Raw genomic sequence first — 13,878 nt, 5'->3', positions numbered from 1 at the left:
AATTTACATTGAATTTATCCGCGTGATGAAATGGCATTAGATGAAGGTGTCCACAGCCAAGCCATCTAGGCCGATCTGTTTCGTAATAACCGTTGGCGCAACTGTTGCATCTGTTTCTGCTGTTGCAGTGACAGCGCCAATATTACCAATGGACTTAGAGGAAGATTTTCCATCAGACTTACCCTGAGCCTGTCTTTGCTCGGATTGCTGAGAGCCCACATTCACATTCGCCAAACTCAAACCACTTCCAGAAAACATTTCAATCAACTGAGGTGCGGCAGATTGAATTGCTTCCCTTACCGCAAGGTGAGGTGAACTAAAACTAACCGAAGCTTCTTGATTCTGGATATCCAAGCGAACAGATACAGGCCCTAGGTTAGGTGGGTTTAAGTGTAATTCCGCAGACTGAAGATCTTGACCTGCCATCATTAACACACGCTGGCTCATCGCATTTGCCCACGCATCATCACCAACAGGCACATCAACAGACATTTGGCTAGATTGATCTACCGCGACATCAGTCGACACATTTTGCACAGCATGGCGACCTTTGGCTTCTTGGATATGATTCAGTAATTCACTACTAAAATCACTACCATCCGCCTCACTTGTCTTAGCATCTGATTTTAAGAATAAACTGGATAGTTCTTCAGGAGAAATTGCGGCAACATCTGCCGCTTCAACGCCACTCACGGCAGAATTTGCCTCATCAATCATTTTAAAATCTTGTGATAAATCATCAGCATCTGAAGATTGATTATTTAACTGACTAGATAAAGCGGTTTGCTGATGGGCAACACCAAACATAGAGGCCATGAGCGAGGCTAAGCTTGAGTCTGAAGTATCATCCTTTGAATCTTTTTTGGTTTTGCCTAATGTATTAGATGCTAACTCATCCGATAAATTCGTTGAACCAGACTGAGATTGGCCCGACATTAATGCAGCAAGTTGCTCTGCAGAGACACCTGGCAGCGTATTTTGCAGCATTTGGAGGAATAATGAATCTTGCGAGCTAGCCGTTTCGCCGGACGAATCCGCAAATAATAGACTTGCTAGATTCGTTGTTTTATTTGCAGTGGTTTTAGCACTGGCGTCGGTGTGAACTGAGGTTAGATTAATCATCGCTATGCTCCAAGATGGTCACACCATATGAAGCAAAGTTTATGCCAGACTATTACTAATGAATATTAACCGTTCTCAGGCGTGTGCCGCCCTGCTCTGCCTGCAAACTCATCATTGAGTTTTTGCTCTTGCTTATTTTCTTTTTTAAGTTCATTAGCGTGATGTCTAACTTCTAATGCTTCAAACGCTTGAACCTTTGAACGCTTTTCCATCCATTGATTTCTTGCAGCAACCAAGATCTGCTCGTACCGCTCGACTTCTTTTTGTTGCTGCTGAATGGCGGTATCTAATTTGCTCATAAACAATTGATAATCTTTTAATTGAGCAATAGTGATACCTTGGGATTGCGTTTGGCCCAGCTTATCAAGGTAATCTTGGCGGTATTGGCCAAGTGTTTGAAACTGCTGTTGACTCTGATTTAAGCGCTTTTGCGCATCTTGCATTGTCCGAGCTGCTTTATCTTCATCTTGCCTTGCTAGCTCCAGCAGTTTCTCGAATTGAAACTTGGCCATCCTTTAATTGCCTTTAGCGGCGCGCACCGGGAATTCTTGGCGTAGTCACTTTAACATCCGCATTCTGACCACGATGGCGTAATGCATGATCAATCAACACCAATGCCAACATTGCTTCAGCGATAGGCGTTGCACGAATACCAACGCAAGGGTCATGACGACCCGTTGTTTGCATCATTACTGCATTGCCGTTTAAATCAATTGAATTTCTATCTTGCGGGATACTAGATGTTGGCTTGATTGCAATGCTCACGCGGATGTCTTGTCCAGTAGAAACGCCACCCAAAACACCACCGGCATGATTGGTTGCAAATCCAGTTGGCGTCAGTTCATCACAATGCTCAGAACCCTTTTGTGCAATTGAAGCAAATCCAGCACCGACTTCCACCCCTTTTACCGCATTGATGCCCATCATTGCATAAGCAATATCCGCATCTAAACGATCAAATACGGGTTCACCCCAACCCACAGGAACACCTTCAGCCACCACATCAATTCGAGCGCCAATAGAATCACGTGCAGCTCTAATTTCATCCATATATGATTCAAGTGTAGGAACAATTTCTGCATTCGGCGCAAAAAAAGGATTATTGCCCACCTCATCCCAGCTAACGAACGGAATTTGTACACTGCCTAATTGGCTCATATAACCACGGATGGTAATTCCAAACTTTTCCGCTAGCCATTTTTTAGCAACCGCGCCCGCAGCCACTCTAACAGCAGTTTCTCTCGCACTAGAACGACCACCACCACGATAATCACGGATACCATATTTATGCCACCATGAATAATCCGCATGTCCAGGGCGGAAGGTTTGCATAATCTTGGAATAATCCTGGCTACGCTGGTCAGTGTTACGAATCAGCAGAGCAATTGGCGTGCCAGTCGTTTTGCCCTCAAAAACGCCAGATAAGATTTCCACCTGATCAGGCTCTTTACGTTGCGTCACGTGTCGTGATGTACCTGGCTTTCGTCTATCCAAGTCTTGTTGAATATCTTCAGCAGTAATCTCCAATCCAGGAGGGCAGCCATCAATCACACAGCCGATACCAGGACCATGGCTTTCGCCAAAAGATGTAACCGTAAAAAGAAGACCAAAAGTATTACCAGACATGGATGAACCCTGAAGGAAATATGCAAGAAAGAAGCGTATTCTAACATAAGACGATTTAACGTTTTCTCGAGTTAGATACCTTCCCTTAAGTTTAAACAGATAATTCCATTCTATCTTTATAACAAAATAGTCTTTAAGATGTGTTTTTATTGCACTAATCTTATCGCATGAATTTTTAAATACAGGAAACACCGCATGAAAATCGCAAACTCCGTCACAGATTTGATTGGGAATACACCACTTGTCAAAATCAACCGATTGACTGAGGGTGCTAGCGCAACGGTTGCTGCTAAGCTCGAATTCTTTAACCCTGGCCACAGCGTGAAAGATCGTATCGGTGCAGCCATGATTGATGCCGCTGAAGCCGCTGGGAAAATTACACCAGAAACGATCATCGTTGAACCAACCTCAGGTAACACAGGCATTGCTATTGCCATGGTTTGCGCAGCTAGAGGCTACAAATGCGTGCTCACGATGCCTGAAAGCATGAGTAAAGAGCGCAGAATGCTATTGCGTGCTTACGGCGCAGAGCTAGTCTTAACACCAGCTGCTGAAGGCATGGGTGGCGCAATCAAAAAGGCAGAAGAGCTAGCGGCCAGCGATAGCAAGTACCTAATTTTGCAGCAGTTTGCTAACCCAGCAAACCCTGAAATTCACCGCCAGACAACTGCAGAAGAAATTTGGCGTGATACCGATGGGAAAGTGGATATAGTTGTAGCTGGTGTTGGTACCGGCGGCACAGTAACAGGGATTGGTGAAACCTTAAAAGCCAAAAATCCTAACATTCAAGTATTTGCCGTAGAACCAGATGCATCACCAGTGCTTTCTGGCGGAGCCAAAGGCCCGCACCCAATTCAGGGTATTGGTGCAGGGTTTGTGCCAGCTATTTTAAACACCGAGGTTTATAACGAAGTTGTTCGTGTAAAAAACGAAGATGCGTTTGATACAGCAAGAAAAATGGCTACACAAGAAGGGTTGCTAGTAGGTATTTCTAGTGGTGCAGCAACTTGGGCGGCCATTGAACTAGCAAAGAAACCAGAAAATGCGGACAAGCTAATTGTTGTAATTATCCCATCATTTGGTGAGCGCTATCTTAGCACCCCACTTTATGAACACTTAGCAAACTGAGCATCAATTGATGCATCAATCAAAAAAAGCCGCCTTCAAAGGCGGCTTTTTTGATGACGGAAGAAACAGAACCATCATTTCAGTTCAATTAGAGTACCGCAACAGGATAAGAACCAAGCACTTTTACAAATGCAGCACGCTCTTTTAATGCTTCAATCGCATCTACCACGTGTGCGTCAGTAGAGTGACCTTCCACATCAACAAAGAAAACATATTCCCATAGACCAATCCGAGACGGTCTAGACTCGAATTTGGTCATCGATACACCGCGTTCAGCCAGAGGCGCCAATAATTGATGTACGGCACCAGGCTGGTTTTTAGCAGACATCACCAAGGAAGTTTTGTCTTTTCCACTACTAGTTGCATCATGTGGACCTAACACCAAGAAACGTGTGGTGTTATTTGGCTCATCTTCAATGTTAGAAGCAAGTTGAGTCAAATTAAAACGCTCAGCAGCTGCATCGCCTGCAATTGCGGCAAACCTGGCATCTGCTGCGGCCAATCTTGCTGCTTCCGCATTGCTTGCCACTGATACGCGCTCTACATCTGGTAGATGTGTATTCAACCATTCATGACACTGACCCAGTGACTGAGCGTGAGAGTACACCTTCTCGATCCCTTCTAGGGAAGGCGTATTACGCAATAAATGCTGATGAATTCTTAACACCACTTCACCGCAAATTTGTAGCGGTGTTTGAGTTAACAAGTCTAATGTACGACCTACTGCACCTTCGGTAGAGTTTTCTACAGGCACAACGGCGTAATCTACATCACCGGACTCTGCAGTTCTAAAGACTTCATCAATTGAAACACAAGGTTTTAGATTTGCTGCATGGCCAAAATGCTTCACACTCGCCGACTCACTAAATGTGCCACTTGGACCAAGATGCGCAATCGTTAATGGTTTTTCTAACGACAAGCACGCAGACATAATCTCACGGAACAAGCGAGCAACCGTTTCGCCCGACAAAGGACCAGGATTAACATCCTTAATGCGGCGTAAGACTTGCGCTTCACGCTCCGGGCGATAAATCACTCCACCGCCTTTTATTTCGCCAATTTTCCGTGCATGTTCGGCACGTTCATTTAGGCATTGCAAAACCTTAAGATCCAGCGCATCGATCGCGTCGCGGTGTTGCTTTAGTAAATCATCAGACATTTCTCTCTCCGCTTGGCATTAACCGTTACGCTGTGCAAAGTCTTTCATGAAACTCAATAATGCTTGAACACCCTCGACAGGCATTGCATTGTAAATAGATGCGCGCATTCCCCCTGCAATCTTGTGACCTTTTAGCTGTAACAACCCAGCCGCTTTGGATTCTTTCAAGAATGCAGCATCTAGTGCTTCATCTTTTAATCTGAAAACCACATTCATACGAGAACGATCGGCTTCTGCAATTGGGCTATAGTAGAAACCGCCACAATCGTTTAGGTAGTGATAAAGCAAATTAGATTTCTCAACATTGATAGCTTCCATCGCTGCAACGCCACCTTGTGCCTTTAACCACTTAAATACTAAACCAGCCAAGTAAATACCATATGTAGATGGGGTGTTATACATAGACCCTGCATCGGCATACTTTTTGTAATCGTAGGTCACAGGGGTAATTGGCAAAGATTTACCAATTAAATCATCTCGAACAATGACTAAAGTTAATCCACTTGGACCAATATTTTTCTGGGCACCCGCATAAATCAGGCCAAATTTAGAAACATCAATTTCGCGAGATAAAATATTAGACGACATGTCCGCCACTAATGGCACATCACCCACTTCTGGAACCCACTGAAACTCTAACCCACCCACTGTTTCGTTCGGAGTGTAATGCACATAAGATGCATCTTTAGATAACTTCCACTCACTAAACGCTGGGATATGGTCAAAACGACTATCAGCACTAGAACAAACTTCGTTCACTTGGCCAAAACGCGCCGCTTCTTTCATCGCCAATGTAGACCAGTGGCCAGTATTGACATAATCGGCTTTGCCCGTTGCGCCGATCAAGTTAAGCGGAACTGCAGAAAATTGACCTTGCGCACCACCTTGCAAAAACAAGATTTGGTAGTTAGAAGGAATATTCATTAATTCGCGTAAATCTGCTAACGCCTCATCAATGATAGATTGGAACTCTGGCCCGCGATGGCTCATTTCCATCACACTCATTCCACTTCCATGCCAATCAATCAACTCAGCTTGTGCTTGCTCTAGAACAGGTCTTGGCAGTACAGCCGGTCCTGCTGAAAAATTGAATATAGTCATCCTACTCGCCACTCAAATCTCGTTATTTGCTCATTCAGCAAAGAATAAATTATTCTTCTGCTGCGGCCTCTTCACCATCAACGGCAACATCTTCTGCATCACTCTCGATTACCTTGGCCAAACCAGTTAACAACTCACCTTCATCCAAGTTAATCAAGGTTACCCCTTGCGTTGCACGACCCATTTCACGAATCTCTGCAACACGGGTACGAATCAATACACCACCAGTCGTAATCAGCATGATTTCATCGGTTTCTTGCACCAAGGCAGCCGAAACCACTTTACCGTTACGTTCACTAGTCTGAATTGCGATCATCCCTTTAGTACCGCGTCCATGACGAGTGTATTCAGTGATAGAAGTACGCTTACCAAAACCATTCTCTGTCGCAGTTAATACAGACAGTGATTCACCTTCAGCAACTAGCAAGGCCATGATTTTTTGATCTGCCTCTAGGCTCATACCACGCACACCACGCGCGCCACGACCCATTGGACGAACATCATTCTCATCAAAACGCACGGCTTTACCTGCATCAGAGAACAACATGACGTCATGCTTGCCATCTGTAATCGCCACACCAATGAGGTGATCACCATCATCTAATGTCACAGCAATAATGCCGGCTTTACGCGGATTACTAAAATCAGATAATGGCGTTTTCTTCACTGTTCCGAGTGCAGTTGCCATGAAGATATATTGATCTTCAGAGAACTCTTTTACAGGCAGAACAGCAGAGATCTTCTCACCTTCAGACAATGGCATTAAACCAACCATTGGCTTACCGCGGGAGTTACGTGTTCCCTGAGGTAATTCATACACCTTTAACCAGTACACACGACCTGCATCAGAGAAGCACAAGATGTAATCATGGGTATTTGCAACAAATAGGCGATCAATAAAATCGTCATCCTTCATTGCCGTCGCTTGCTTACCACGACCACCACGTTTTTGAGCACGGTAGTCTTCCAATGGCTGGGCTTTAATATAGCCACCATGCGAAAGGGTTACGACCATGTCTTGCGGTGCAATCAGATCTTCTGTACTTAGGTCTTGGGCATTAATGACAATTTCTGAGCGACGTGCATCGCCATATTGCGCTTTAATCGCATTCAGCTCTTCGCCGATAATAGCGGTCACCCGCTCTGGACGCGCCAGAATATCCAGCAAGTCTGCAATCTTATCTAGAATGTCACGATACTCATTGAGAATCTTGTCCTGTTCTAGACCAGTTAGGCGTTGTAGACGAAGATCCAAAATCGCTTGCGCTTGAACTTCTGTCAGGCGATAGCCTTGGCTAACCAAACCAAACTCCGGAGACACATCCTCTGGGCGGGTCGCATCGCTTGATGCACGTGAAAGCATCTCTTCGACTAGCGCAGACTTCCAGAAACGCTCCATTAAGCCTTGTTTAGCAATCGCAGGGGTTGCCGCAGCTTTAATCAGCGCAATGACTTCATCCACATTCGATAAAGCAACCGCCAAGCCTTCTAATACATGACCGCGCTCACGAGCTTTACGCAATTCAAAGATGGTGCGGCGAGTCACTACTTCACGGCGGTGACGCAAGAAGCATTCAATTAATTGCTTCAAGTTAAGTAGACGTGGCTGACCATCAACCAGTGCAACCATGTTCATACCGAACGTATCTTGCAACTGCGTCATTTTGTATAGGTTATTAAGTACAACGTCGGCGTTCTCACCACGTTTTAACTCAATCACTACACGCATACCGTCTTTATCAGACTCATCTTGAATATGAGAAACACCTTCAAGACGCTTGTCATTGACCAACTCTGCAATTTTTTCTAGCAAAGTACGTTTATTGACTTGGTAAGGTAATTCATCCACCACGATCATCTGGCGGTTACCTTTTTCCATCTCTTCAATATGGCAACGCGCGCGCATCACGACACGACCACGGCCTGTGCGGTAGCCCTCACGAACGCCGGTAATGCCGTAAATCAGACCTGCGGTTGGAAAGTCTGGCGCTGGAACAATTTCAATTAAATCGTCAATTGTCAGTTCTGAATTAGCTAACAAGGCAAGGCATGCATCCACCACCTCTGTGAGGTTATGTGGAGGGATATTGGTTGCCATACCAACCGCGATACCTGACGAACCATTAATTAGTAAGTTAGGAATTCGAGTTGGAAGAATAAGTGGTTCGTTTAATGAACCGTCATAGTTAGGGCCGAAATTGACCGTTTCTTTCTCGATATCTTGCATCAACTCGTGAGCAATACGAGACATACGGATTTCGGTATAACGCATCGCCGCTGCATTATCACCATCGACGGAACCAAAGTTACCTTGGCCATCTACTAATAAATAACGCAGAGAGAAATCCTGAGCCATACGTACGATAGTGTCGTACACGGCTGAGTCACCATGAGGGTGATATTTACCAATTACATCACCGACAATACGAGCTGATTTTTTGTATGGTCGATTCCAATCATTGGAAAGCTCATGCATAGCGAATAACACGCGACGATGCACTGGCTTAAGACCATCTCGTGCGTCTGGTAGCGCACGTCCAACAATCACACTCATTGCGTAGTCTAGATAGGACCTACGCATTTCCTCTTCTAGACTGACCGGTATCGTTTCTTTTGCGAATTGTTCCATTAGTTACTCTGGTTAATTTTCCGGGAGGAATAACCCATAGAGTTTAACATGAGCAAGAGATTGCCTCTAGGTTTAGCGTTGAAATCCACTCAATTAATCTGTCATAGCGCTTTAAAATGTAAAAAATTGTCACGACGCTGCGCATTTGCCGCTTGTTTATTAGATTAATAGTGAACTTTTGTTGTAAAATGCATTCAATTTGAATATCAACGCGATGTACATGCCTTGCAATTATGGTTTCTCATGATAGGATTCCAAAGGTATACAACAAATTGATAATTAATTTGAGTCCTAAGTTGAACCTTTGCTAGAAACAATTGACAAATCAACTATCAGGCACTTAAGTTAAGTGTGTATTGATTTAAAACTAACGTTTTAAAAGATTCAGGGAACAGTTTAAAGCCTGCTTAGCAGAGAACATTTTCTGCTAAACAAGTTTTAACTGTAAAAGCTTAAAACAAACGGGAGTTGTTTCTTATGAACAAGACCAAATTAGCATTCGCAGTGATTTCAGCAGTTGTTTCTTTCAGCGCATTCGCTCATGACAGCGATCCATACGCTGGTGACGCATACCTAACAGACACACGTGGTAAAGTTGTTCGCAACGCATACGACGAGTGCTGGAGAACTGGTGAGTGGACACCTGCTAAAGAAATCTACGGTTGTGGTGGCGCAGCTCCTAAGAAAGAAGTGCCAGTTACTCCAGTTGCTGAAACACCAGCAGCGCCAAGCGGCCCAGCTAAACCAGCTTTCGAAAAAGTAATGCTTTCTGCAGAAGCTTTGTTCGACACAAACAAATCTGTTGTGAAATCTGAAGGTAAAGCATCTTTGGATGACCTTGTAAGCAAACTACAACAGTTCCCACAAGTGGAATTGATTCTGTTGACTGGCCACGCTGACTACCGTGGTAGCGACAAAGCAAACCAGAAGCTTTCTGAAAACCGCGCTAATGCAGTTAAAGAATACCTAGTTTCTAAAGGTATTGCTGCTGACCGTATCCAAGCTGAAGGCAAAGGCGAGTCTGAGCCAGTTACCAAACCAGGTGATTGCAAAGGTAAAAAAGGCGCATCATTGTCTGCTTGCCTACAACCAGACCGTCGCGTTCAGGTTGAAATCGCTGTACAGCGCGAAGTTAAGTAATTTAATTTTCTTTCGCGAAAAAGCCCCGCTCTGCGGGGCTTTTTTTATAATGATAGGAAACTGTACTGGGGATTTAAATTAACCAGTACTTAACCAAATGGCCGTTTCCAGCTAAAAACTGAATTAATTGAGATAAATGATATCCAATCAGACTGGATAAGATAAAGTCGAGAACGAGATGAAAAAAATGATGAATCGCGCAATTGTATTGCTTGCTGCTGCAATGGCGACCTCTGTTCATGCTGATGCGATAGGTCAATTAAAAAGTTTTTTAGGCAACACACAAACCGTATCATCTACTTTTAGCCAAGTAGTTCAAGGAAAGAAGAAAACCAATACATCTACAGGTACTTTTGAGTTACAGCGACCAGGCAAATTTCGTTGGGAATACCTGAAACCGTACCAGCAACTTATCGTGAGCGATGGCAAAAAAGTATGGGTGTATGATGCGGACTTAGAACAAGTTACCGAACGCAAATTAGATCAAGCGTTAGGTGATACGCCTGCAGCCCTACTCTCTGGCTCCAATGAACTAGAAAAAGGTTTCTCGCTTAAAAATCTGAGTGATAAAGATGGACTTTCTTGGGTAGAGGCTCTACCTAAACAAAAAGAAGGGACATTTGAAAAAATTGAACTTGGCTTACAAGACAATCTGCTAAAGAGAATGATCTTAAAAGATCAATTTGGGCAAACTACCACACTCGATTTTGCCAATATTGTGAAAAACCCCAAAATTGAACTAAAGCGTTTTAGCTTTACGCCACCAGCTGGCACTGACATTATTAAAGACAAGGAATAACGCTCGGTGAGCGATCTTTTCTCTCAAGCCCCAGCGGCTCCACTTGCTGAATTATTAAGACCACAGTCCATTGATGATGTGATTGGGCAAACACATTTACTTGGTTTAGGCAAACCGCTTCGCTTAGCCTTTGAATCTGGAAAGCCCCACTCGATGATTCTATGGGGCCCGCCAGGGGTTGGTAAAACAACCTTAGCGAGAATTACAGCCAAAGCATTTGAATGTGAATTTATCGCTCTTTCTGCCGTTCTGTCTGGCGTGAAGGATATACGCGAGGCAATGGAGAAAGCGCAACAATATCTGGATAGAGGCGCTAAACGCACCATCTTATTTGTGGATGAGATTCACCGCTTTAATAAGTCTCAGCAAGATGCGCTTTTACCATTTGTCGAATCTGGCTTAGTGACATTTATTGGCGCCACCACAGAAAACCCTAGTTTTGAGGTGAACTCCGCCCTACTTTCACGCGCTCAAGTTTATACACTGAAATCACTCTCTGATAGTGAAATGCACCAATTACTTGAGCGTGCGCAGAAACATGGGCTAGATGGATTAAGCTTTACCAAAGAAGCAGAAGACACTTTAGTTGGTTATGCAGATGGGGATGCAAGACGTTTTCTGAACTTACTAGAACAAGCACAAACGGCCGCCAAATCGGCACGTACGCAAACCATTGATGCAGAATTTGTTACCACCGCCATGAGCATGAATGCTCGTCGTTTCGATAAAGGTGGTGATAATTTTTATGACCAGATTTCTGCACTTCATAAATCAGTACGGGGATCGAGTCCGGATGGCGCACTATATTGGTTTTGCCGGATGATTGATGGTGGTGCGGACCCCAGATATTTAGCAAGAAGAATTGTTCGGATGGCTTGGGAGGATATTGGAATTGCAGACCCCAGAGCCATGCAAATTGCTAACGATGCGGCAGAAACGTTTGAGCGACTTGGCTCACCAGAAGGTGAACTTGCGTTAGGCCAAGCGGTGATTTACCTAGCATGCGCACCGAAGAGTAATGCGGGCTATATGGCATTTAATCAGGCAATGGCGTTTGTGAAGCAAGATAAAAGCCGAGAAGTACCTATCCATCTACGTAATGCTCCTACAAAACTAATGAAAGAGTTGGGGTATGGCCATGAATATCGATATGCGCACGATGAACCCAATGCGTATGCAGCAGGAGAAACGTATTTACCGGATGGAATGCGCGAACCACACTGGTATCAACCGGTCCCGAGAGGCTTAGAAATTAAGATTAAAGAAAAACTGGCTTACTTACAGCAACTGGATGCACAAGCCAGAAAAAAATCTTAATGATAAGTGCCAGATTAGGATCAGTACTTTCGCTAAAATTGTGAAATATCAGATTTTTATTGCTTGTTTTCATTTAGGCTAATGACGAAAGCCCTGAAAATCAGGACAATATCAAAATGAAAGAAATGAATAAAACGGCATAGTGCCGACCGAATAACTTTAGAACGAACTACACTTCACATGTTAGATATTCAATTACTTAGAAATGATCTAGACGCCGTCGTTGCTAGACTGGCAGGTCGTGGTTTTCAGTTGGATACTGAAACGTTTAAGCGTTTAGAAGAAGAGCGCAAAACAGTTCAGACCCGTACACAAGAACTACAGGCACAACGTAATAGCTCATCCAAACAAATTGGTATCGCAAAAAGCAAGGGTGAAGACGTTTCCGCCATCATGGCGCAAGTGGCTAATTTAGGTGACGAGCTGAAAGCAGCGGAAAGCCGTTTGTCTGTCATTCAAGACGAAATGCAAGCGTTATTAAATACCATTCCTAACCTGCCACATGAATCTGTTCCTGTTGGGAAAGATGAACAAGATAACGTGGAAGTTCGCCGTATTGGCACACCAAAAGCATTTGATTTTGAAGTAAAAGATCATGTGGATGTCGGTCAGCCATTGGGTTTAGATTTTGAAACTGGCACAAAGCTATCTGGCACGCGATTTACGCTAATGAAAGGCCAGATTGCACGCCTACATCGTGCCCTAGCGCAGTTTATGTTAAACACCCAAACAGGTGAGCATGGTTACACTGAATGCTACACACCCTACTTGGTGAATAGCGCAACCCTGACTGGTACGGGTCAGTTGCCAAAATTTGAAGAAGACCTATTTAAACTGCCACGCCATGATGCAGAGGCACTGTATCTGATCCCTACTTCAGAAGTCACGCTAACCAATACGGTGCGTGGTGAAATTCTGAAAGCAGAAGATTTACCAATCAAGCTAACCGCCCATACCCCTTGCTTCCGCTCTGAGGCTGGTTCTTACGGCCGCGACACGCGCGGGATGATCCGTCAGCACCAATTTGATAAAGTCGAAATGGTGCAGATTGTTCACCCAGAAAAGTCTTACGAAGCATTAGAAGAAATGGTTGGCCATGCTGAAAAGATTCTGCAATTGCTAGGCTTACCATACCGCGTCATCACGCTATGTACAGGTGATATGGGCTTTGGTGCAACCAAGACTTACGACTTGGAAGTTTGGTTGCCAGCACAAAATACCTACCGTGAGATTTCTAGCGTATCTAACTGCGAAGCATTCCAGGCGCGCCGCATGCAAGCACGCTTTAAGAATGAAGCAGGTAAAAATGAACTAGTACATACCCTGAATGGATCTGGTTTGGCTGTTGGCCGTACCTTGGTTGCTGTATTAGAAAACTATCAGAATGCAGATGGTACTGTGACGGTACCTGAAGTATTGCGCCCTTATATGGGTGGCTTGGAAACGTTGAGCGCTTAATTTCGCACAGACTGTCCCTACCAAACAAGAGCCGGCTTCATGCCGGTTTTTGTTTATCTGGCTAACGCAATAGATTAGATGATTTTAAAAGGCAAAAAAAAACCGGGGTCTAAGCCCCGGCAATGCCCTTCTGATGCACAAAAGATAACAACAAAGCAATTTAAAACAAGGTATTACTTAAAGAAAACTGGTGCCGGTGCTACTGCATTCGGTTGCCCTGGACCGCTGCTGATTAACCATTCGTGGGCAGGGTCGTTCTTGAAGTGCCATTGGCGCTTTGGCCCTGCCATCACATTGAGGTAGTAACTTTCGTAGCCGTAAGGCGCTGAAACCGGGTGGTAGCCTCTTGGCACCATCACCACATCGCCGTCTTCTACTGCCATGGTTTCATCAATGCTA

12 protein-coding genes are annotated in these 13,878 nt (G+C 44.4%); 5 read left to right on the top strand and 7 right to left on the bottom strand.

Annotated elements, in window-relative coordinates; genetic code table 11:
- Nucleotides 1–36: 36 nt before the first annotated feature.
- From LIN78_RS16980 to aroC, 3 genes are all read right to left on the bottom strand, one after another.
- Nucleotides 37–1,122: a flagellar hook-length control protein FliK gene (locus LIN78_RS16980; RefSeq protein WP_227182075.1), complete on the bottom strand. Its 1,086-nt coding sequence runs from the start codon at nt 1,120–1,122 to the stop codon at nt 37–39.
- Between the two features lie 65 nt (nt 1,123–1,187).
- A complete protein-coding gene (fliJ, locus tag LIN78_RS16975; protein ID WP_227182074.1) occupies nt 1,188–1,634 on the bottom strand; it encodes a flagellar export protein FliJ in 447 nt (148 codons plus the stop codon).
- Between the two features lie 13 nt (nt 1,635–1,647).
- Nucleotides 1,648–2,748: a chorismate synthase gene (gene aroC, locus LIN78_RS16970; protein WP_227182073.1), complete on the bottom strand. Its 1,101-nt coding sequence runs from the start codon at nt 2,746–2,748 to the stop codon at nt 1,648–1,650.
- A 195-nt stretch (nt 2,749–2,943) separates the two neighbouring features.
- On the opposite strand from aroC, the gene cysK reads away from it, so the two are divergent.
- Nucleotides 2,944–3,876: a cysteine synthase A gene (gene cysK, locus LIN78_RS16965; RefSeq protein WP_227182072.1), complete on the top strand. Its 933-nt coding sequence runs from the start codon at nt 2,944–2,946 to the stop codon at nt 3,874–3,876.
- Nucleotides 3,877–3,964: 88 nt separating this feature from the next.
- Here cysK and pheA read toward each other — a convergent pair whose 3' ends face one another.
- Genes pheA through gyrA form a run of 3 tightly spaced genes read right to left on the bottom strand, consistent with a single transcriptional unit; the run spans nt 3,965 to nt 8,765 of the window.
- Nucleotides 3,965–5,035 carry a prephenate dehydratase gene (pheA, locus tag LIN78_RS16960; RefSeq protein ID WP_227182071.1) on the bottom strand — a complete coding sequence of 357 codons (1,071 nt, stop codon included), beginning with the start codon at nt 5,033–5,035 and terminating at the stop codon, nt 3,965–3,967.
- A gap of 18 nt (nt 5,036–5,053) precedes the next feature.
- Nucleotides 5,054–6,136 carry a 3-phosphoserine/phosphohydroxythreonine transaminase gene (serC, locus tag LIN78_RS16955; RefSeq protein WP_227182070.1) on the bottom strand — a complete coding sequence of 361 codons (1,083 nt, stop codon included), beginning with the start codon at nt 6,134–6,136 and terminating at the stop codon, nt 5,054–5,056.
- 49 nt (nt 6,137–6,185) lie between these two features.
- Nucleotides 6,186–8,765 carry a DNA gyrase subunit A gene (gene gyrA / locus LIN78_RS16950; protein ID WP_227182069.1) on the bottom strand — a complete coding sequence of 860 codons (2,580 nt, stop codon included), beginning with the start codon at nt 8,763–8,765 and terminating at the stop codon, nt 6,186–6,188.
- Nucleotides 8,766–9,242: 477 nt separating this feature from the next.
- On the opposite strand from gyrA, the gene LIN78_RS16945 reads away from it, so the two are divergent.
- The 4 genes from LIN78_RS16945 (at nt 9,243) to serS (ending at nt 13,479) form a co-directional block, all read left to right on the top strand.
- Nucleotides 9,243–9,905: an OmpA family protein gene (locus LIN78_RS16945; RefSeq protein WP_227182068.1), complete on the top strand. Its 663-nt coding sequence runs from the start codon at nt 9,243–9,245 to the stop codon at nt 9,903–9,905.
- Between the two features lie 187 nt (nt 9,906–10,092).
- Nucleotides 10,093–10,704 carry an outer membrane lipoprotein periplasmic chaperone LolA gene (gene lolA / locus LIN78_RS16940; protein WP_227182067.1) on the top strand — a complete coding sequence of 204 codons (612 nt, stop codon included), beginning with the start codon at nt 10,093–10,095 and terminating at the stop codon, nt 10,702–10,704.
- 6 nt (nt 10,705–10,710) lie between these two features.
- Nucleotides 10,711–12,021 carry a replication-associated recombination protein A gene (locus LIN78_RS16935; RefSeq protein WP_227182066.1) on the top strand — a complete coding sequence of 437 codons (1,311 nt, stop codon included), beginning with the start codon at nt 10,711–10,713 and terminating at the stop codon, nt 12,019–12,021.
- A 180-nt stretch (nt 12,022–12,201) separates the two neighbouring features.
- Nucleotides 12,202–13,479, top strand: coding sequence for a serine--tRNA ligase (gene serS / locus LIN78_RS16930; protein WP_227182065.1), 1,278 nt, complete (start codon nt 12,202–12,204; stop codon nt 13,477–13,479).
- Between the two features lie 173 nt (nt 13,480–13,652).
- Here the strand turns inward: serS and LIN78_RS16925 are convergent.
- A partial coding sequence (locus tag LIN78_RS16925; protein WP_227182064.1) for a 5-deoxy-glucuronate isomerase occupies nt 13,653–13,878 on the bottom strand: 226 nt, incomplete at its 5' end.

The organism is Leeia speluncae (assembly GCF_020564625.1).
Lineage (GTDB): Bacteria > Pseudomonadota > Gammaproteobacteria > Burkholderiales > Leeiaceae > Leeia > Leeia speluncae.
This window is presented reverse-complemented; position numbering and strand designations above follow the sequence as displayed.

Bases quoted from the DNA above. Each gene is read 5' to 3' on its own strand.
- lolA (WP_227182067.1), top strand. From the start codon at position 10,093: ATGATGAATCGCGCAATTGTATTGCTTGCTGCTGCAATGGCGACCTCT.
- pheA (WP_227182071.1), bottom strand. From the start codon at position 5,035: ATGTCTGATGATTTACTAAAGCAACACCGCGACGCGATCGATGCGCTG.
- fliJ (WP_227182074.1), bottom strand. From the start codon at position 1,634: ATGGCCAAGTTTCAATTCGAGAAACTGCTGGAGCTAGCAAGGCAAGAT.
- cysK (WP_227182072.1), top strand. From the start codon at position 2,944: ATGAAAATCGCAAACTCCGTCACAGATTTGATTGGGAATACACCACTT.
- aroC (WP_227182073.1), bottom strand. From the start codon at position 2,748: ATGTCTGGTAATACTTTTGGTCTTCTTTTTACGGTTACATCTTTTGGC.
- serS (WP_227182065.1), top strand. From the start codon at position 12,202: ATGTTAGATATTCAATTACTTAGAAATGATCTAGACGCCGTCGTTGCT.
- LIN78_RS16945 (WP_227182068.1), top strand. From the start codon at position 9,243: ATGAACAAGACCAAATTAGCATTCGCAGTGATTTCAGCAGTTGTTTCT.
- LIN78_RS16980 (WP_227182075.1), bottom strand. From the start codon at position 1,122: ATGATTAATCTAACCTCAGTTCACACCGACGCCAGTGCTAAAACCACT.
- serC (WP_227182070.1), bottom strand. From the start codon at position 6,136: ATGACTATATTCAATTTTTCAGCAGGACCGGCTGTACTGCCAAGACCT.
- gyrA (WP_227182069.1), bottom strand. From the start codon at position 8,765: ATGGAACAATTCGCAAAAGAAACGATACCGGTCAGTCTAGAAGAGGAA.